Source organism: Mitsuokella apri (assembly GCF_051886055.1).
GTDB lineage: Bacteria > Bacillota > Negativicutes > Selenomonadales > Selenomonadaceae > Mitsuokella.
Map to the genome: position 1 here is coordinate 129391 of NZ_JBJEXT010000033.1, position 19999 is coordinate 149389.

General features: G+C 52.2%; 18 protein-coding genes, 2 rRNA genes and 1 other annotated feature. Of the genes, 3 read left to right on the forward strand and 17 right to left on the reverse strand.

The genetic code is table 11. The features are described from left to right. Positions 1-5 precede the first annotated feature (5 nt). The 11 genes from ACI4OH_RS04450 to ACI4OH_RS04500 form a co-directional block, all read right to left on the reverse strand. Positions 6-1139 (reverse strand): amidohydrolase, encoded by a 1134-nt coding sequence (locus ACI4OH_RS04450; protein WP_439784243.1) that lies wholly within the window; start codon positions 1137-1139, stop codon positions 6-8. Between the two features lie 158 nt (positions 1140-1297). Beyond that, positions 1298-2812 carry a lysine--tRNA ligase gene (gene lysS, locus ACI4OH_RS04455; protein ID WP_439784244.1) on the reverse strand — a complete coding sequence of 505 codons (1515 nt, stop codon included), beginning with the start codon at positions 2810-2812 and terminating at the stop codon, positions 1298-1300. Positions 2813-2840: 28 nt separating this feature from the next. Further along, positions 2841-3311: a transcription elongation factor GreA gene (greA, locus tag ACI4OH_RS04460; RefSeq protein ID WP_295631584.1), complete on the reverse strand. Its 471-nt coding sequence runs from the start codon at positions 3309-3311 to the stop codon at positions 2841-2843. A gap of 32 nt (positions 3312-3343) precedes the next feature. Continuing rightward, positions 3344-3613, reverse strand: a complete 270-nt coding sequence (locus ACI4OH_RS04465; RefSeq protein WP_435721261.1) for a GIY-YIG nuclease family protein — start codon at positions 3611-3613, stop codon at positions 3344-3346. Further along, positions 3613-4200 (reverse strand): peptidylprolyl isomerase, encoded by a 588-nt coding sequence (locus ACI4OH_RS04470; protein ID WP_435721260.1) that lies wholly within the window; start codon positions 4198-4200, stop codon positions 3613-3615. Before ACI4OH_RS04470 ends, ACI4OH_RS04465 begins: the two co-directional genes overlap by 1 nt. 19 nt (positions 4201-4219) lie before the next feature. Continuing rightward, the gene (locus tag ACI4OH_RS04475) at positions 4220-4957 is read right to left on the reverse strand and encodes an MBL fold metallo-hydrolase (protein ID WP_435721259.1); all 738 of its coding nucleotides are present in this window, start codon (positions 4955-4957) and stop codon (positions 4220-4222) included. Between the two features lie 50 nt (positions 4958-5007). Next, positions 5008-5928: a YitT family protein gene (locus tag ACI4OH_RS04480; protein WP_435721258.1), complete on the reverse strand. Its 921-nt coding sequence runs from the start codon at positions 5926-5928 to the stop codon at positions 5008-5010. Beyond that, positions 5925-6572, reverse strand: a complete 648-nt coding sequence (locus ACI4OH_RS04485) for a hypothetical protein (protein WP_435721257.1) — start codon at positions 6570-6572, stop codon at positions 5925-5927. The genes ACI4OH_RS04480 and ACI4OH_RS04485 overlap by 4 nt, the downstream gene beginning before the upstream one ends. A 54-nt stretch (positions 6573-6626) precedes the next feature. Beyond that, positions 6627-7859, reverse strand: coding sequence for an aminopeptidase (locus ACI4OH_RS04490; protein ID WP_432647330.1), 1233 nt, complete (start codon positions 7857-7859; stop codon positions 6627-6629). Positions 7860-7895: 36 nt separating this feature from the next. Beyond that, positions 7896-8339: a D-aminoacyl-tRNA deacylase gene (dtd, locus tag ACI4OH_RS04495; RefSeq protein ID WP_432647331.1), complete on the reverse strand. Its 444-nt coding sequence runs from the start codon at positions 8337-8339 to the stop codon at positions 7896-7898. Then, positions 8336-9295: an alpha/beta hydrolase gene (locus tag ACI4OH_RS04500; protein ID WP_432647332.1), complete on the reverse strand. Its 960-nt coding sequence runs from the start codon at positions 9293-9295 to the stop codon at positions 8336-8338. Before ACI4OH_RS04500 ends, dtd begins: the two co-directional genes overlap by 4 nt. A 239-nt stretch (positions 9296-9534) precedes the next feature. On the opposite strand from ACI4OH_RS04500, the gene ACI4OH_RS04505 reads away from it, so the two are divergent. Beyond that, a complete protein-coding gene (locus tag ACI4OH_RS04505) occupies positions 9535-11217 on the forward strand; it encodes a glycoside hydrolase family 13 protein (protein ID WP_432647333.1) in 1683 nt (560 codons plus the stop codon). A gap of 125 nt (positions 11218-11342) precedes the next feature. Here the strand turns inward: ACI4OH_RS04505 and ACI4OH_RS04510 are convergent, their stop codons facing one another. The 4 genes from ACI4OH_RS04510 to ileS form a co-directional block, all read right to left on the reverse strand. Next, a complete protein-coding gene (locus ACI4OH_RS04510) occupies positions 11343-13010 on the reverse strand; it encodes a 2-isopropylmalate synthase (protein ID WP_435721417.1) in 1668 nt (555 codons plus the stop codon). A gap of 39 nt (positions 13011-13049) precedes the next feature. Beyond that, positions 13050-13316: a binding site (T-box leader), on the reverse strand. A gap of 79 nt (positions 13317-13395) precedes the next feature. After that, a complete protein-coding gene (locus ACI4OH_RS04515; protein WP_432647334.1) occupies positions 13396-13920 on the reverse strand; it encodes an acyl-CoA thioesterase in 525 nt (174 codons plus the stop codon). Between the two features lie 160 nt (positions 13921-14080). Beyond that, a complete protein-coding gene (locus tag ACI4OH_RS04520) occupies positions 14081-14458 on the reverse strand; it encodes a metal-sensing transcriptional repressor (protein ID WP_439784245.1) in 378 nt (125 codons plus the stop codon). Between the two features lie 183 nt (positions 14459-14641). After that, on the reverse strand, positions 14642-17773 hold the full coding sequence (gene ileS / locus ACI4OH_RS04525; protein ID WP_435721256.1) for an isoleucine--tRNA ligase: 3132 nt from the start codon (positions 17771-17773) through the stop codon (positions 14642-14644). Positions 17774-18172: 399 nt separating this feature from the next. On the opposite strand from ileS, the gene lgt reads away from it, so the two are divergent. Together lgt and ACI4OH_RS04535 are read left to right on the forward strand one after the other, a co-directional pair. Continuing rightward, entirely contained in the window at positions 18173-18973 is an 801-nt protein-coding gene (lgt, locus tag ACI4OH_RS04530; protein WP_435721255.1) for a prolipoprotein diacylglyceryl transferase, read from the forward strand. 75 nt (positions 18974-19048) lie between these two features. Then, positions 19049-19507 carry an S-adenosylmethionine decarboxylase family protein gene (locus tag ACI4OH_RS04535; RefSeq protein ID WP_295631084.1) on the forward strand — a complete coding sequence of 153 codons (459 nt, stop codon included), beginning with the start codon at positions 19049-19051 and terminating at the stop codon, positions 19505-19507. A 117-nt stretch (positions 19508-19624) separates the two neighbouring features. Here the strand turns inward: ACI4OH_RS04535 and rrf are convergent. Then, positions 19625-19741, reverse strand: a 5S ribosomal RNA gene (gene rrf / locus ACI4OH_RS04540). 72 nt (positions 19742-19813) lie between these two features. Continuing rightward, positions 19814-19999: ribosomal RNA gene (locus ACI4OH_RS04545) — 23S ribosomal RNA — on the reverse strand; the annotation flags it as partial.

Below are 19999 nucleotides of genomic sequence, written 5' to 3' on the forward strand. Positions count from 1 at the left end.
TTGTATCAAAGACGCACCAGAGCCTCCTCAGCAAGTGCGGCCATGTACTTAGCCGCAGGGCCAAGGGCTTTGGGGTCAACGTGGAATTTCGGATTGTGATTGGCCGGTGACTTGCCCGTGCCCACGAGCACGAAGGCACCGGGAATCTCCTCCTGATAATAGGCAAAATCTTCGCCCGCCAGATTGACTGGGGCCGGCTCAACATGAAGACCGGCCTTCTCCGCCTCTTCTTTGGCGAACTCTGTCCACGACGGCGTATTATTCGTAGCCGGCGGGCCAGCGTACCAGGTGAGCTCTGCATGGCCGCCAAACGAGGCAGCCTGGCCTTCGGCAAGATCATAAATGCGTTTCTTGATGAGCTCACGGTCACTTGCCGTCAGGCAGCGTACGGTGCCCTCGAGCCACGAGGACTCGGGGATGACATTCCATGTGTTGCCGCTCTCGATATGCGTAATCGAGACAAGCGCCGGGTGTGCCGGGTCAATGTTGCGCGAGACGATGCTCTGTGCCGCCGTAACGAAGCTGGCCGCCATGACGATGGGGTCGACGCCGCGTTCCGGATGTGCCGCATGCGTGCCTTTGCCATGGAACGTCACCGTGAATTTATCGACCGAAGCCGTCACAGCCCCCTCGCGGATGCCGAGTGTGCCGACATCGTAAATCGGCGATGTATGCAGGCCAAAAATCGCCTGTACATCCCTGAGCACGCCTGTCTCCATGACTTTCTTCGCGCCGCCCGGTGCTTCTTCAGCCGGCTGGAATAAGAGATACACCGTACCCTTGAGCTCTTTCTCTCTCGCCTTGAGCAGCAGAGCCGAGCCCAGCACCGTGCTGATGTGGAAATCATGGCCGCACGCATGCATACGGCCTTCATTTTCTGAAGCATACGCAAGACCGGATTCTTCATGAATGGGCAGGCCGTCAATATCGCAGCGCAGAGCCACAAAAGGCGCCTGACCTGTGCCGACCTCGGCCACAAGCCCCGTCTTCAGCGGCAGCTCAAGTACCTTAATGCCGGCAGCTGCCAAATCCTCACGCAGGCGTTTCGTCGTTTCGACTTCTTCATAGGAAAGTTCCGGATGGCGGTGGAACCAGTAGAATTCTTCGGTAATTTTTGCGAAAATATCCTGTTCGTTCATATATATCCCTCTTTATCTGCATTTACATAGTTTATAGATATGTTTTACAGATATTGTAATATAGAGACGCTGCCATGTCAACATCCGCATATAGAAAAACTCCTGACACCAGCCGGTGCCAGAAGTTTCTCTGCCTCTATGTATAATGCTGTATATGCTTATTCGGCAATTGGCTTCATCGTCGGGAACAGCAGGACGTCGCGGATAGACGGGGCATCCGTCAGCAGCATGACGAGACGGTCAATGCCGATGCCGACACCGCCCGTTGGCGGCAGGCCGTATTCCATAGCCGTGATGTAATCGCGGTCCATAACGTGTGCCTCATCGTCGCCGGCTTCGCGCTGCTTGAGCTGGTCAAGGAAGCGGCCTTCCTGGTCAATCGGGTCATTGAGCTCCGTAAAGCCATTGGCGAGCTCACGGCCATAGATAAAGAACTCAAAGCGGTCCGTGATGCGCGGGTCCTTTGGATTGCGTTTTGCCAGCGGCGAAATCTCCGTCGGATGGCCCGTGATGAACGTCGGCTGCATGAGCGTCTCCTCGACTTTTTCTTCAAAAGCCTGATTGAGAATGCCGCCGATGCCATGGCGCTGTTCGTACGGAACGCCGATTTCGTCGGCCATTTTGCGGGCTTCTTCGACCGTCTGGCAGGACAGGAAGTCTTTGCCCGTAGCCTCTTTGACTGCATCATTCATGCTGATGCGCTTGACTTTCGAGAGGTCAATCTCTACGCCCTGATAATTGATGACCGGCGTGCCGAGTACGGATTTAGCCGCGTTGACGACCACGCCTTCCGTGATATCCATCATATCCGTGTAGTCGGCATAGGCCTGATAGAACTCAATCGTCGTGAATTCCGGATTGTGGCGTACATCCATGCCTTCGTTGCGGAACACGCGGCCCAGCTCGTAAACGCGGTCAAAACCGCCGATGACGAGGCGCTTGAGGTTGAGTTCCGTCGCAATGCGCAGATAAAGGTCAATGTCAAGGGCATTGTGATGCGTGACAAACGGACGTGCAGCAGCACCGCCGGCAATCGTCGACAGCACCGGCGTCTCGACCTCGAGATAATCGCGGTCATCGAGGTACTGACGGATGGATTTAATGATTTTCGTGCGCTTGCGGAACGTCTCGCGGACCTCTGGGTTCATGATGAGGTCGAGATAACGCTGACGATAGCGGATATCCACATCCTGCAGGCCGTGGAATTTCTCCGGCAGCGGGCGCAGCGACTTGCTCAGCAGGTCAAAATCCTCGACGCGGACCGTGACTTCGCCGCGGTGCGTCTTGAATACTACGCCGCGGATGCCGACGATATCACCGATATCGAGTTTCTTGAACTGATTCTTGTATTTGTCCTCACCGAGCACATCAATCTTGAAATAGACCTGAATATTGCCCGTACGGTCGTTGAGCGTGCAGAACGATGCCTTGCCATGACCGCGGATGGCCATGAGACGGCCGGCAATCTGGACTTCGCCGCCCTCTTCCTCGCCTTCAAGATTGGCATATTTTTCCTTGATGGGCTCTGCGTAATCCTTGACATCGTAACGATGACCAAACGGCGGTACACCCATAGCGCGGAATTCTTCCATCTTTTCGCGGCGGACCTTCATCATTTCGTTAAGGTCTTCCACTGGAGCCTGCTGCTGCCCCTTCTGCTTCTTATCTGACATATCTTACCTTACTCCCATCCTGGATTGCTCAGCCCTTGATGGCGAGAATCTCATATTTAATGATACCTGCTGGTGCATGGACATCGATGACGCTGCCGCTCTTCTGGCCCAGCAGAGCCTGGCCGAGCGGAGACTCGTTCGAGATTTTGCCTTCGTCCGGGTCTGCTTCCGTCGAACCAACGAGCATGAACGTATCTTCATCGCCAAATTCCACATCTTTGACCGTGACCTTGCTGCCCATCTGGACGACATCGCCGGCACCGGCCTTGATGATATGCGAATTGCGGATTTTGGCCGTGAGGTCCTGAATCTCGCCTTCGAGGAAAGCCTGCTCATTCTTGGCATCATCGTACTCGGAGTTCTCCGAAAGGTCGCCGAGGGCAATGGCTGCCTTCAGGCGCTGTGCAATCTCGATACGCTTGACGCTCTTGAGGTAATTGAGTTTTTCTACGAGTTTATTATAGCCTTCTTCGGTCAGCATGACCTGTTTGTCTGCCATGATAAAACGCCCCTTTATGCTTTCAGTTTAACTTATTTATTATAAATTTTTTTATTGTCTCTGTCAATCAGAGCGAGCTTCTGCGCACGTGTCAGCTTCTTGATAGCGGCTTCACGCACGAGCGCTTCTTCTTTGGTGGCAAATGACTCAAAGTACGCGAGACGCACAGGACGATGCGAGCGCGTGTATTTGGCGCCGCGCCCCTCATTATGTGCCTTGACCCGTTTCTCTAAATCATTTGTCCAGCCGGTATACAGGCTGCCATCCCCGCAGACGAGGATGTACGTATACGCCTCAGCCATTACTTTTCCGGATACTCGATTTTGATGGTCTTGATGACGACATCCTCGAGCGGGCGGTCGGCCATATCCGTCTCGCTGCGGCCGATACGGCGGACGACGTCCATGCCCTCGCGGACTTTGCCGAAAATCGTGTGATGGTCGTTGAGCCACGGCGTCTTGTCGAGCGTGATGAAGAACTGGCTGCCGCCCGTGTGCGGCATGCCCGTATTGGCCATGGCGAGGATGCCCTCACCGTCAAAACGCAGGTCATCGACGAATTCATCCTCAATCGTATAGCCAGGGCCGCCCATGCCCGTGCCCTCAGGGTCGCCGCCCTGAATCATGAAGCCATCGATGACGCGGTGGAAGATGACACCGTCATAAAAGCCCTTTTCGGCAAGGTCGATGAAGTTCGCGGTCGTGATTGGCGTCTCATCTTCAAAGAGCTCAATCGTGAAATTGCCGAGATTCGTCTCAAATACTGCTACGCGATTTACCATTTTTTTATCTCCTCCATGAACTGGTTTTGTTTTTTCACTGCCAGATGCGGCAAGACAGCTGCCCGTCAATAAAAACATGGCGAGCAGCACGAGAAATACCTTCTTCATTGTACCTTAAATCCTCCTGTCATTTCAATAGTCTGCCTTCGTGCAGGCAATTCTTTTCGCCGGATACACGCGGCGACCAGACGGGAATCTCCCTGCCTGCGGCAAAAAAGTCGGCCGTCGGCTGCCACACAGGGTAGCCGACCGAATGCATCGTAACGAGGGCCTTGACATCCGTTTCGCGGCAGAAGACCTTTGCTCCCTTATCCATGCTTGGTCCAAGGCGCCCGTCCACAGGGAAAAAAGCCAAATCCGCTTCCAGCCCTGTGAGTTTCTTCATCTGTTTGCGGAAGGCATTTTCCGCGAGTTTGCGATTTTCCGCTGTATCGCCCGTCCAGTCCCACCAGTTGAAGTCGCCGGCATGGAAAATCTTCGTACCCTCTTCCTTCAGCGTCACGAGAAACGACGTGCCAAGATCCGTTGAATCAAAGGATTCCACGGCCAGCACATCATCCTGCCAACGGTCATACGTTTTAAGGAATGTAAGCTTTGCAGGGTCAAACTCACGGCAGCTGTTCCGGCAGCGAATATCGTCGCTCAGGATATAGCGGCTGACCGCTGCCTCATACTGCTGAATGCGCGGATTGAAGTGATCAAAATGAGAATGCGAGGCAAAGAAATACAGATGCGAAAAATTGCCGGCTTCGATGGCTTTTTTCACCTCATGCGTCGGGTCTTCAAAATCGTCAAAGACCAGCAGCGTGCTGCCTGCACGCACGAGAAAGCCGCTGTTTAAAAGATACGTAATCTCGATATCCATATGCATATAGTCCCTCCCGAATGATTTTCTTCTATTATATACAGACAGTTTCAGCGGTCGTCATGCCATTGCAGATGCTCGGGATGTTCCGGTTTGTGGATGAAGCGCTTAAAGGCAATGCCCGGTTCGCTGAAGCCGCGGCCCATGACCTCACTGGCCGACATGATGATCATGAAGGCATGCGGGTCGACGGCATGGGCGATGAGCTTGATTTTGCTGACCTGCGTGAGCTTGACAACGACGAAGACGACATTGCGCTCCTTGCGCGTAAAGGCGCCCTGCCCGTGCAAAAACGTCACGCCGCGCCCGACTTCCATAATGCCGTCGGCAATCTGCTGTGCCTGATCGGAAATGATCAGCACGGCCTTGCGGCTGTTGAAACCTGCGATAACCTTATCCGTGACCATGGCATTCATGTACATGCAGATGAGCGTAAACATCGCCGGTGCCACGCCGAACAAAAAGGCCGCGACACACATGATCATGCAGTTGAAGCAGAAAATGACGCCTCCCATATTGAGCGAGTAGTATTTCTTGGCAATGGCCCCGACGATGTCGAAGCCGCCCGTACTGCCGTTCATGCGAAAGACGATGCCGTAGCCGATGCCGTTGAATACGCCGCCAAAAATAGCTGCAAGCATGATATCGTTGACCGGAGCATAGGCATTGAGGAAACGCGTGAGGTCCAGACAGAGCGAGAATATGCCCGTGCCGATGATGACGTCAATGGTATAGCCGCGTCCCATGGTCTTCCACGCCGCAATAAGCAGCGGGATATTGTAGAGGAAGGTCTGCAGACCAATTGGGAATTTCGCCAGATAGTAGACGATGATGGCAATGCCCGTGGCACCGCCTGTCAGGAGGTGCGACGGCACGAGAAACAGATTGATGGAGCAGCTGGCAATAAAGCAGCCTATCGTGATACCGACATAACGAAGCATCTTATGATGCATCATATGCAGATGAATCATGCGCCCTTAGCCTCCTTCAGGACTGCTTTTCCCGTTTTAGGAAGAGCCGATGTGTCAATCTCCTTTTCCGCAAAACGAGGGTCAAGTTCCCCTTCTTCCACATCTTCTTCCAAAGCACGCTGCGCAGCTTCGGCGTCCGAAATCGGCAGTGAGGTAATGCGCCATGATGTCAGATAGCCGTCCTGCGAATCGATGCCTAAGAGCAGATGGTCATGCGGATGGTCTTTGCGCGTGTAGACATAATAGGCCCCGCCGTCAATGCGCTGACGCTCGGCTTTGCCATAAGTCTTCTGAATCCAATAGGACGTTGCCCCGAGACGAATGCCATTGCGTGCCTCATAGCGGTCATTCTTGATGATGAAGTCGACGACATGGCCGCTCTTATCGACTGCAGCGGTGTAATCGTCTTTATAGACATAGACCTTGACGCTCACGCCCTGACGCGTTTCCGTCTTGTCAAAAAGCGGCTCCCCCCAGACCTTGAAGAGCGTCTCTTCCGTATCGCCAAGGGCTACGCCGCGGCACGAAAAATCCGCATCCTGAAGACCAGACGAAGTTTTTGCATAGCTGACCGCCGGCAGACAAAAAACAAGGGCCAGCGCCAGACAGGCCAGCAGGATGGAACGAAATGCTTTGCACTGCATCTTGAAATCCTCCATTATTTATTTCCCACGATTTTCCATGAGGAAGCAACTCATTCAAAAGGCAAAATTGCCATGACGGAATACCTGTACTTCTGTGCCATCGCGGCGCGTGCCGACAATCTCAAGGTCGCGGCTGCCGACCATGAAATCCTCATGCATGAGCGAATCATTGACGCCATGCTGCAGAAGAGTCACGCTGTCCATTTTTTCACCGCCCTTGAGACAGGTCGGATAAGCCTTGCCGAGCGCGAGGTGGCAGGCGGCATTTTCATCAAACAACGTATTGTAGAACAGCACGCCGCTCTTGGAAATGGGAGAGTCAAACGGCACGAGGGCAACCTCGCCAAGGTAGCGGGAGCCTTCGTCCGTCTCAAGCAGTCCCTTGAGGATTTCTTTGCCTTTTTTCGCATCAAAGTCCACGACTTTTCCCTTTTCAAACCGCAGATAAAAATTCTCGATGAGATTGCCGTTGAAATTGAGCGGCTTCGTCGCATAGACAATGCCATTCACGCCGTCGCGTTTCGGCAGCGTATAGACTTCTTCTGTCGGCAGGTTCGCGGCAAAGACCGTGCCGAGCTCCGACTTTTCCGCGCCGCCGGCCCAGATATGTCCCTCGGGAAGCTCGACCGTAAGGTCCGTGCCGAGGCTGTTAGTATAATGGAGTTTTGCAAAGTCATTCTGATTCAGGAAAGCGGCCGCCTTATGCAGGAATTCAATGTGCTCCTGCCATGCCTTGACGGTGTCCAGCCCCTCACCTACGCGCACGGTCTGAAAGATTTCCTTCCACAAGCGGGCCACAGCTTCCTCTTCCGAAAGCTCCGGAAATACTTTTTTTGCCCAGCCCTTCGTCGGCACAGAGACGACACACCACGTATTGCGGTTGTTCATGAGACGTTCGCGGTATTCCATGAGTGCCGCTCCGGCGGCCTGATTGGCGAGTTTGAGCTTCTCAGGATCGATATCGCCAAAAATCTCGGGATCACGCGCGGCAATCGAGACAAAGGCCGCCCCCTGCGCGGCATAGTCCTCATAAAATGCGCGGCGCCATTCCGGAAATTCCGTGAAGAGCTGTTTTTTGCCATTTGCATAGCGGATATGCGCGAGCTGTTCGTCACTCCAGCTCACGACGACATCATGAGCTTCCGCGGCAAAAGCCTCCTTGGCAATGGCACGCGCAAATTCCGCGCATTCAATCGGCGCATTGATGACGAGAATCTGGTCTTTCTGCAGATTGACGCCAATGCGTACGACAAGCTCTGCATATGATTTCAGTAAATCCTGCTTCATAAAAATGCTCCCTTCCTTCTATATATTATAGCGATATTATAGCGTATCCGTATCAAAGAGCAGCGTGACCGGGCCATCGTTTACCGATGCCACCTTCATATCGGCCCCAAACTCCCCATGCTCGACCGAAAAACCTTTTTCCCGCAGCTTCTGCATAAAGCGTTCATAGAGGGGCTCAGCGAGCTCCGGCTTCGCCGCATGGGAAAAGCCCGGCCGCCTCTTCTTGAGGTCCGCATAGAGCGTGAACTGCGAGATGACGAGAAAACTGCCGCCGACTTGGTCAATGCTGAGATTCATCTTGCCGGCATCATCTGAAAAGACACGCACATGTGCGATTTTTTCAGCCAGACGGTCGCAGCTTTCTTCCGTATCCTCCGGGCCAACGCCTAAAAGCACGAGAAATCCCTGCTGAATCTGTCCGTGAATCTTTCCCTCAATCTCGACAGAAGCCTCCGTCACTCTGGTTACAACTGCTTTCATTCCGTTCCCTCCATATAAGGCTGTACAAATTTCCGGATGGTCAGAAAATACTTCTGCTGGTCGGCCTGACTCGCTGCGGCATGCACAGCCCCCGGAATCATGAGAATGTCTTTCTTCGGCGCATTCGCCGCCGCATAGAGCTGTTCGGCCATATTCGGCGGCACGAGTGTATCCTTCGTGCCATGGATGAATAAGAGCGGCACGCGGGATTTTTTGACAGCCTCGATTGGCGAAGCATCTTTCAGGTCAAAGCCCGCTTTCTTCTCACAGCGCCAATTCAAAAGGTTCATCGCCGGGAAGGACGGCAGGCCAAAAGAAGTCTCGAGCTGCATTGCGATGAGGTCATAGGCACTCGTATAGCCGCAGTCCTCGACCACGGCGACGACATTGTCGGGCAAATCGTCCTTGTCCGCCGCCATCATGACCGTAGCCGCGCCCATCGAGACACCGTGCAGCAGGATTTTGGCATCTGGATAAGCTGCCGCCACCTTTTGAGCCCAGAGCACGATATCATCGCTCTCCTTATAGCCAAGCGTCAGATACTGCCCACCGCTGAGCCCCGCCGCCCGCAAATCCGGTGTCAGGACATTGTAACCCATCGCCAGATAATTTTCCGCGAGATAATACGAATTCTGCTGCGTGCAGCCATAGCCATGCGCGATGATGACCCATTTATCCGTCCTGCGCTCCGGCTTGAAATACGAAGCCGCAAGATAAATACCATCGTCCGACTCGATATTCCAGTTTTCCGAGGGATAATCGGGCTTGTCAAAATGACGCGCTTCCGGCGGCATCAAAAGGGCATAGGCCTTCGGCGGCTCCTGCGGATTTTCCGCCGTGCCGCGCTCCAAGCCAAAATGCACACAGTAATTGCCAATAAAATATCCTGCCCCGATGACGAGCGCTGCCGTCACCAAGACGGCCGTCAAGAGGCAGGATACAATGATCTTTTTCATAGAACCACCTTTCTGCCGAAATGTGATTCCATTATATCATATTCTATTGGGAAAAAAGTCTGAAGTCCGTTAAATTTTTATGCAATTGCCCGGACCAATTTTATCTGCTTCCTGTCAGGAACAGCTGGCAATCTGTATTTAGATTCGTACTTTGTACCCTTTGCGGAGAGGATTTCCCTTTCTGCGGAACGAATCCATATACTATCAAATTGAATCAATAAAACATAGGAGGTTTCCTTATGGCAGAAGAACAAAAGGCCTGGTGGAAAGAGGCCGTTATTTATCAGATTTATCCCCGCAGCTTCCAGGATTCGAATGGCGACGGCATCGGCGATCTGCCGGGCATTACGCAGCGCATTCCTTATCTCAAAAAACTCGGCGTCGATGTCATCTGGCTGTCCCCAATCTACAAATCCCCGAATGACGACAATGGCTACGATATTTCCGACTACCGTGCCATCATGGACGACTTCGGCACGATGGCGGATTTTGACGTACTGCTGCAGACCGCGCACAAATCCGGCATCAAGCTCGTCATGGACCTTGTCGTCAATCATACCTCAGACGAACACGCCTGGTTCATCGAAAGCCGCAAATCCCGCACAAATCCCTACCGCGATTTCTACATCTGGAAAGACGGCAAGAATGGTCACGCACCGAACAACTGGGAATCGTATTTCAGCGGGCCGGCCTGGCAGTATGACAAAACAACAGACCAGTATTATTTGCATTGCTTTTCAAAAAAACAGCCTGACCTCAATTGGGAGAATCCGAAAGTCCGCGACGCCGTCTTCGATATGATGAACTGGTGGTGCCAAAAGGGCATCGATGGCTTCCGCATGGATGTCATCTCGATGATTTCCAAGGACCAGTCCTTCCCCAACGGCCCCGTCAAGCCGGATGGCTACGGCGACCTTTCACCTCATGTCTGCAACGGGCCGCGCGTGCACGAATTCCTGCAGGAAATGAACCGCCGCGTACTATCCCATTATGATCTGCTGACGGTCGGCGAAGCAGCCGGCGTCACGATTGAAGAAGCCAAGAAATACGCGCGTGCCGATGGCAAAGAGCTCGGCATGGTCTTCCAGTTCGAGCATGTCGGTGCTGAAAACGGCAAGGGCAGCCTCATTGACAAATGGACGACCGGCAAGCCGCAGCTGCCGAAATTCCGCGCCATCCTCAACAAATGGCAGCAGGAACTTGAAGGCAAAGCCTGGAATTCCCTTTACCTCGACAATCACGACCAGCCGCGCTGCGTTTCGATGTTCGGCAATGACAGCCCAAAATGGCGCGTGCTCTCCGCGAAAATGCTCGCGACCTGCCTGCACATGCAGAAAGGCACGCCCTACATCTATCAGGGCGAAGAACTCGGCATGACGAATATGAAATTCCATTCTCTCGCCGACTGCCGCGACCTTGAAGAAATCAATGCCTGGCATCAATATGTCGAGGAACAGAAAAAAGTATCGGCCGAGACGATGCTGAAGTGCTTCGACAACATGGCACGCGACAATGCCCGTACGCCCATGCAGTGGACGGCAGGCAAAAATGCCGGTTTTACCAAAGGAACACCATGGCTGGCCGTTAATCCCAATTACACGGAAATCAATGCTGAAGCTGCACTCAAGGATCCAGATTCCGTCTTCTACTATTATCAAAAGCTCATCAAACTGCGTCACACGTATCCTATCATCGTCTATGGCACATTTGAGCCTCTTCTCGAAGATGACCAACAGATTTACGCTTTTGCCCGCCATCTTGATGGGCAGACGCTTCTCATTGCCTGCAATTGGACCGCAAACGAAGTACCCTGCACTTTGTTCGCAGGCAAGAACGGCACAGAGCTAATTGCCAATTATGCAGAGCACAAAGAAGGCTGCCTGCAGCCATATGAGGCACGCGTTCTTTTATTACAGGATTAATTTCCTGCTTCCTGTATACTCATCAATGCTCATCCTGTAACTTTACCATGAATTAAGAAATCCCGTCCGGCTTTTGCCAGACGGGATTTTTCCTGCATAAGATTCTATTTTCAGGATATGCTGTTTTATTTGCCAGCCTTCATGCGGTTGATCGCACTAATCAGAGCCTGAATGGACGCCGTAATGATATCCGTATCCATGCCGGCACCCCAGGTGATGTGGCCATCGTCATTCGTGATGCCGATATAAGCCATGGCACGGCTGTTCTGACCGATTTCCAACGCATGCTCGCTGTACGTCAGGTCCTTGTAGCTGATATCAAGGTTGGCCTGCAGGGCATTCGAGACGGCATCGAGACGGCCGTTGCCGCGTGCGAGGAAAGTCTTGGGCTCACCGTTGACGAAGATATCGACCGTGCCCTTGCGCGTGCCGTCCGGTTCCTTCTGAAGCAGGAAGTCATTGAGCTTGTACGGAGAATCGACATTGACGTACTCATCCTGGAAGATCTGATAAATCTCATCCGGCATGAGTTCCTTATGCTTGTGGTCCGAAACGCCCTTGACGCAGTAGCCAAAGTCCTCACGCATTTTCTTTGGCATATCGATGCCGTATTTCTGCTCCATGATGAAGCCGACACCGCCCTTGCCGGACTGGCTGTTGATGCGGATGACATCGCCATCATACTGACGGCCGACATCCTTCGGGTCGATGTAGAGGTACGGCAGCGTCCATTTGTCTGGATTCTTTTCGTCCTTCCAGTGCATGCCCTTGGCAATGGCATCCTGATGAGAACCGGAGAAAGCAGCAAATACGAGTTCACCGGCATACGGCTGACGCGGCGAAACATGCATGCGCGTAACGCGTTCGTACATCTCAACGAGCTCCGGCATATTCGAGAAATCAAGTTCCGGATCGACGCCGAGGGCAAACATATTCATAGCGACCGTGATGATATCAACATTGCCCGTGCGTTCACCATTGCCGAACAGCGTGCCTTCCACGCGGTCTGCACCGGCGAGGATGCCCATCTCCGTATCGGCAACACCGCAGCCGCGGTCATTATGAGGATGCAGGGAAAGAACGACATTGTCGCGGTATTTGAGATGTTTGTTCATGTAGGCAACCTGCATGGCAAAGACATGAGGCATGCTCATCTCGACCGTGGCCGGCAGGTTGATGATGGCTTTGCGGTCAGCCGTTGGCTTCCAGACATCAAGAACCGCGTTGCAGACTTCCAAAGCATACTCAGGTTCTGTACCCGTAAAGGATTCCGGCGAATATTCAAAGCGGTAGTTTGCTCCAGCTTCTTCCGTGAGTTCCTGCAAAAGCTTGGCTCCATCGATGGCCATCTGCTTGATCTGTTCCTTGTCCTTGCGGAAAACCTGCTGGCGCTGCGCAACCGATGTCGAATTGTAGACATGGACGATAGCGTTCTTGACGCCCTTCAAAGCATCAAACGTCTTGCGGATGATGTGTTCACGAGCCTGTGTGAGTACCTGAATCGTCACATCATCCGGAATCAGGTCATCCTCGACCAGGCGGCGCAGGAACTCATATTCCGTCTCCGAAGCAGCCGGGAAACCGACTTCAATTTCTTTAAAACCGACTTTGAGGAGCATCTTGTAGAATTCCAGCTTCTCATCGAGACTCATCGGAATGACCAGCGACTGGTTGCCATCGCGCAGATCCACACTGCACCAAATCGGCGCATGGTCCGGGGCATCCTTCTTTGCCCATTCCAAGTCAATCTCCGGCGGCATAAAATAACCTTTGCTGTACTTCTGATAATTCATCATTTGACAAAACCTCCCCAAATAGAAAAGCCCCTCGTCTGATGAGACGAAGGGCTGTACCTGCGTGTTACCACTCAAATTCATACTCCTTGCGGAGTACCTCTACGGATTCTAGCAAATCCTCCTGCTTTAACGGTCAGGCTCCGTCCCTGCCTAATGGTGCACGGCTAAAATACATTTGTATATCCATACACGTTCAGCGGGCTGCTTCAAGGCGAGTTCCAGATTCCTTTGCTGCTGTCTTACACCAGCCGACAGCTCTCTATGAGTCCCAGAATCCTTACTATTCCTCTGCAACGCATTTCCCTGTGTTGGATACTAGAATAGCACAGAGAAATATATTTTGCAAGTGTTTTTATGTAAAAGTGTAAAGTTTTTTTATGCCTTATTTATTATCTTCCGGCTCACGCAGGGTTTTATTGGCCTGTGCGCGCTTTTTTTCTTCTTCGCGCTGCTGGCGTTTGCGTGCCTTATGAGCCTCATAGCGGCGGCGGCCATCTTCAAAGGCCTTCTTTGCTTCTTCCGTATCGATGATGAGCGGCGGCACAGCTTTCGGGCGCGAGTTGCGGTCCAGTGCGACCATTGTGAAATAGGCCGTGAGCGCACGCTGCGGCTTGCTTTCAACATCAAGATCCTCAACGTCAACGGTGACGGCAACTTCCATCGAACTGTGACCGACGAAGACGATTTCTGCCGTGCAGGTTACCAAATCGCCAATGAGGATTGGGGAATGGAATTCCAATTCATCCACGCGTGCAGTGACGACATTCGAACGCGCATAACGGCGTGTCACGGCATATGCCGTCGAGTCCATCATCTTCATGATCTCACCGCCATGAACGTTGCCATTCGGATTCGTCTGGCTCGGCATCATGACCTGACTGATAACAAGCTTCGTATTCTGTGCCATGGGAAAACCTCCTGCTCTATCACAGCCGAGCCTTTTGCTCTCTGTGTTATAAAATTATACATACTATATCAAATCATTATACATTCCTAGCATATATGATTTGCAAAATAAAAACCGTGACTGAATCACAAAGCAGCCGCTGTTTTTATATTTTATCTTTTTACTTAATGAAGCGGTCAATGGCCTCATTGAGCTGCTCTAATGCCCGCTGGTCATTATCACGCACCGCATCGACAATACAGTGTTCAAGATGGTCTTTGAGTATAATGCGGCTGACCCCTTTTATTGCACTGTCAACAGCAGAAAGCTGTACAAGGACTTCACTGCAGTCCCTGCCCTCTTCAATCATATGCTTAATCGATTCGAGATGACCGATGAGCCGCGCCATGCGGTTAAGCACTGCCTTCGTCTGGGTATGGCTGTGCGCATGACCATGTGCATGCGTTACTATTGTACCATCTGGCAATACATGTGTATGTGATTTCTGTTTTACCTGAGCTGCCTGCGCTTCCTGTTTCTTTTCTTCCATATTTTCCATATAAATCGTTATCACCTGCCCCCACTTTTTATTTGGCTGTTTGCATATACCTTTATATTGTTCATATTGTTCGCGCTCAGAAAGCTTTTTTCCTTCTTTTCCGTCTCCTCTAAAAAAAGAATCCCTTCTCCAAGCAGGAAAGGGATTCTTCGTTGAATCAAGTTCAGACAGAAGAGCTGAAATTTACTCGACGGAAAGCGTTACCGTCTCACCGTTGATATTCCACTCTTTTTCATGTCCGGACGTCTCATCGTACGTAACGTTATCAGCCAGCGTGATGTCCTTGAGGAACTGTTCATTCTTCTTGACAAGTCCTTCGAGTTTCTCATTGCCTTTAAGACCGACTGTAATATGGTCCGTGACTTCATAGCCATTTTCCTTGCGCATGGTCTGCACCTTGCTGATGATTTCACGCACAAAGCCTTCTTCGAGAAGTTCTTCCGAAAGCGTCGTCTCGAGGGCAATCGTCACACCATTGTAACGCTGGCAGTTGTAGCCATCCGTCTGTGCCATCGTGACTTCGACATCCTCAGGCAGGAGCGTCACATCGCCGTCCGGCAGAGCGACGACGAGTTTGCCCGTCGTATCGAGCTCTTCCTTCGCTTTATGGCCATTGACTGCCTTCAGAGCTTTCTGGATTGCGCCCATCTTCTTGCCGACTTTCGGTCCGAGAACGCGGAACTGCGGCTTGAAGCTGTACGTCAGATAAGCTTCCATATCATCCTTGAAGACAACTTCCTTGACATTGAGTTCTTCCTCGACGATTTCCTTGTAGAAGTCAGGCAGGACGACTGGTGCCTTGACATACATCCTGCCAATCGGCTGACGGTTCTTGATATTGGCCTCATTGCGCGCAGCACGGCCAAGCACGACGATTTCGAGGACCTCGCCCATGTTCTTCTCAAGCTCTGCATCGATATGGGCCTCATTGACTTTCGGGAAGTCGCAGAGATGGACGGATTCCGGAGCGTTCTTGTCGATGCTGCAGACGAGATTGCGGTAAATGGATTCCGTCATGAACGGGATCATCGGCGCAGCGGCCTTGGCCGTCGTGACGAGGGCCGTATAAAGCGTCATGTAGGCATTGATCTTATCCTGCTCCATGCCCTTGGCCCAGAAACGGCTGCGGCTGCGGCGGACATACCAGTTCGAGAGTTCATCGACGAACTGCTCAAGGGCCTTGGCCGCTTCCGTGACGCGGTAATTCGAAAGGTCATAGTCGACATTCTTGACCATCGTATTGAGGCGCGAGAGGCACCATTTATCCATGACCGGCAGTTTATCGTAATCGAGCGTATACTTCGTCGCATCGAAGTTGTCGATATTCGCATAAAGCACGAAGAAGGCATACGTATTCCAGAGCGTGCCCATGAACTTGCGCTGACCTTCCTGCACGGCATCATCGTGGAAGCGATTTGGCAGCCACGGTGCGCTGTTCTCGTAGAAATACCAGCGGATGGCATCGGCACCGTGCTTCTGCAGTGCTTCCATCGGGTCGACGGCATTGCCCTTCGACTTCGACATCTTGCGGCCTTCCTTATCCTGGACATGGCCGAGGACGATGACATTGCGGTACGGCGCTTTATGGAACAGCAGCGTCGAGATGGCAATCAGCGAATAGAACCAGCCACGCGTCTGGTCAACCGCTTCCGAAATGAAGTCTGCCGGGAAACGCTTCTTGAAGATATCCTGATTCTCGAACGGATAATGCCACTGGGCAAACGGCATCGAGCCCGAATCGAACCAGCAGTCGATGACTTCCTTGACGCGGTGCATCTCTTTGCCGCATTCCGGGCATTTAATCGTGACTTTATCGATGTACGGACGGTGCAGCTCGATGTCATCCGGGCAGTTCGAGCTCATCGACTTGAGTTCTTCAATCGAGCCGATGACATGCTGATGGCCGCATTCACACTGCCAGACCGGCAGCGGCGTGCCCCAGTAGCGGTTGCGCGAGAGGCCCCAGTCCTGTACATGCTCGAGCCAGTTGCCAAAACGGCCTTCGCCAATGGATTTTGGAATCCAGTTTACCGTCTTATTGTTGGCCACGAGCTCATCCTTGACAGCCGTCATCTTGATGAACCAGGTCGGGAACGAATAGTAAAGCAGCGGTGTATCGCAGCGCCAGCAGTGCGGGTAGCTGTGCGTGAATTCCGGTGCCTTGAAAAGTTTGCCTTTTTTCTCGAGGTCTGCGAGAATCAGCGGGTCTGCCTTCTTGACAAACATGCCAGGCCAATCCGTATCAGCCGTGAGCTCGCCCTTGCTGTTGACGAGGTTGACAAAGGCCACGCCATATTTCTGGCAGACGCGGTTATCGTCTTCGCCGTAAGCCGGGGCCATATGAACAATGCCCGTGCCGTCTTCCGTCGTGACATAATCATCGCACGTTACGATGAAGGCCTTCTTGCCCTTCTGATTCTTGACTTTTTCAACAGCATACGGATAAAGCGGCTCATACTCACGGAACTCAAGGTCTTTGCCCTTGTACTTTGCAAGGACCTTGCGTTCGCCTTCGACACCTTCAAAGACTTTGTCGACCAGAGCTTCGGCGAGAATGTACTTCTTATCGCCGACCTGGACCTTGACATAATCGACCTCCGGATTGACGCAGAGTGCGAGGTTCGACGGCAGCGTCCAAGGCGTCGTCGTCCAGGCGAGGAAGCAGGCGTCGTCATCTTTGGCCTGGAACTCAACCATAGCCGAACGCTCCGTAACGTCCTTATAGCCCTGTGCTACTTCGTGCGAAGAAAGCGGCGTGCCGCAGCGCGGGCAGTACGGGACGACTTTATAGCCTTCATAGAGCAGGCCCTTCTTCCAGATTTCCTTGAGTGCCCACCATTCGGATTCGATGAAATCGTTCTCGTACGTGATGTACGGATGCTCCATGTCGGCCCAGAAGCCAACGACATCGGAGAACTCTTCCCACATGCCCTTATACTTCCAAACGGACTCGCGGCATTTCTTGATGAACGGCTCGATGCCATAGGCTTCAATTTGGTCCTTGCCGTTGATGCCAATCTGTTTCTCGACTTCGAGCTCGACAGGCAGACCATGCGTATCCCAACCAGCTTTTCTGAGGACTTTCTTGCCCTTCATCGAAGCAAAGCGCGGCAGCATATCCTTGATGACACGCGTCAAAACGTGACCGATATGCGGCTTGCCGTTAGCCGTCGGCGGACCATCGTAAAACGTGAACGTATCACAGCCTTCGCGCTGGTCGATTGCCTTCTGCGCGATATTGTGCTCTTTCCAGAACTTGCGGACTTCCTTCTCGCGTTCCACGAAGTTCAGGTTCGTATCTACTTTCTTATACAAACAGAATGCCTCCTCACATATAAAAAGCCTGCACCCAAATAGGATGCAGGCCAATTTACCTACAGGATAACCACCTATTTCCACGCACCACCATGCGCTGTCCCGTAACGGGGGGATGCCGGCAAGACCTACTTCTGTTTCAGTCCGCTGCTCCAGAGTGATCTTCATCTGCCTGTACTGACGCCCGGCTCACACCAGCCCCGGTTCGCTTCCGCCTTCTCTGCAGACTACTCTCTCCATCAATGCATTTACATGTTAACAGGATTTATTGTACCACAGGGATAGACATATTTCAAATACTATTTCCCTGAACCTCTCTTCTCAATATCTGGCATTTGGATTATAATGGAAATTGTTTCAAAATGAAAAAAGAATATACGAAATAAAGGAAGGTTACTCATGCATCAGTATCTTTTTTACATTGGGGACTTCCCCATACGGGCCTACGGTCTCGTACTTTCGCTTTCCATTATTCTCGCCACAGGAGTTGGCTATTTCCTTGCCAAGGCTGATGGCCGCGGCTATGAGAAGTACATCGTCGACCTCGGCATTTACTGCGGTGTGGCCGGTCTTTTGGGAGCGCGACTCTGGGATGTCTTTTTCTTTGACTGGGATTACTACGGCCATCACCTGACGGAGCTCTTCAACGTCTGGCAGGGCGGCATGGCCATCCAAGGCGGCGTCTTTCTCGGCGTGCTCACAGGCGTCTGGTACTGCCAGCGCCACCATATCGACACAGTGCATCTCATGGATGTACTTGCCCCGGCCATCATTCTTGGCCAGGCCCTTGGCCGCTGTGCCAATCTGTTGAATGGCGATGCGTTTGGTGCCCCTACGGGTTCGTCCTTCGGCATCATTTATCCGTCGACTACCCTTGCCCATCTCACCTACGGCGACCAGCCGCTCTGGCCTGCTGAAGTCTGGGAGGGCCAGCTCGATGTCGTCGTCTTCGCCCTGCTGCTGCTGTTCCGCACGACCAATCATGCCAAAGGCCAGTGCTTTGCTCTTTACGTCATGCTCTACAGCCTTGTACGCTTCGGTCTCGAGTTCCTGCGCGGAGATTATACCGAGAAAGTCTTCGGCCTCTTCACGAGCGCGCAGACGACGAGCGTCGCTGCCTTTACGATTGCCGCGTTCTTCTTTATCGGTCTTTCTATATATGGAAAGAAACCGAAAAAAATCAGAAAGAATCCACGGTAAAAATTTGACGAAGCAGGTTCATATCCTCTATAATGAAGTCTGGAATCATAAAAATATGAGGGAGCAATCGATTTCATGAAAATTTTAGCACGTCATCTGACGGTCGATCTCTTCAATTGCAAGAACAGCAAACTCAAAGACATTGACCAAATCAAAGAATACACCAAAGAAATTCCCGAGCATTTTGCCCTGCATAAAATCTCGGAGTGTTCAGAGCACCTGACCGATACGCATTATGCCATCATGACGCTGTTCCGCGAGGGACATATGGTACTGCATATCTACACAGAGCTCAAATACGTCGCCATCGACATTTTCCTCTGTCAGGAAAATGCCGAGCCAGAACGCATCGCCAAGGATATGCGCGATTTCTTCAAGCCGGACAAGACGAAGACGACGCTCCTGAAGCGCGGTGACTTTGGTTCAGCGAAGGACATCCGTCCCAAAGTCAAGACGCGTGTGGCGCCGTTGCGCAAGATTCACAATACCGGCGCTAAGGTTCTGCGCGTGCTGGCACGCCGCAACCGTCATTGATATCACATCACCGGCATATGCAAAAGCCCCTTTCACTATGAAGAGTGAAAGGGGCTTTTCTAGTAGTCCTGAAATAATAGGCACAAAAAAGGCCCCGCCACAGCGGAGCCTCTGCTTAACCGGCAATTTCCTATCCTCCCAGCCCGTCTCCAGACAAGTACTTTCGGCCTCTGAATGCTTAACTACTGTGTTCGGTATGGGAACAGGTGGAACCATTCAGGCATCATCACCGGATATTCTATTTCTGAGTGTATGCACACTCAAAACTATACAGAAGAAATTCTTTGCACTGACATTTTAGCTTTTCTAGTTAAGCCCTCGACATATTAGTAGTAGTCAGCTTCATCCCTTACAGGACTTCCACATCTACCCTATCAACCTTGTCTTCTTCAAGGTGTCTTACTAGCTTACGCTATGAGATACTTCATCTCGGGACGGGCTTCACGCTTAGATGCTTTCAGCGTTTATCCCTTCCGGACGCAGCTACCCAGC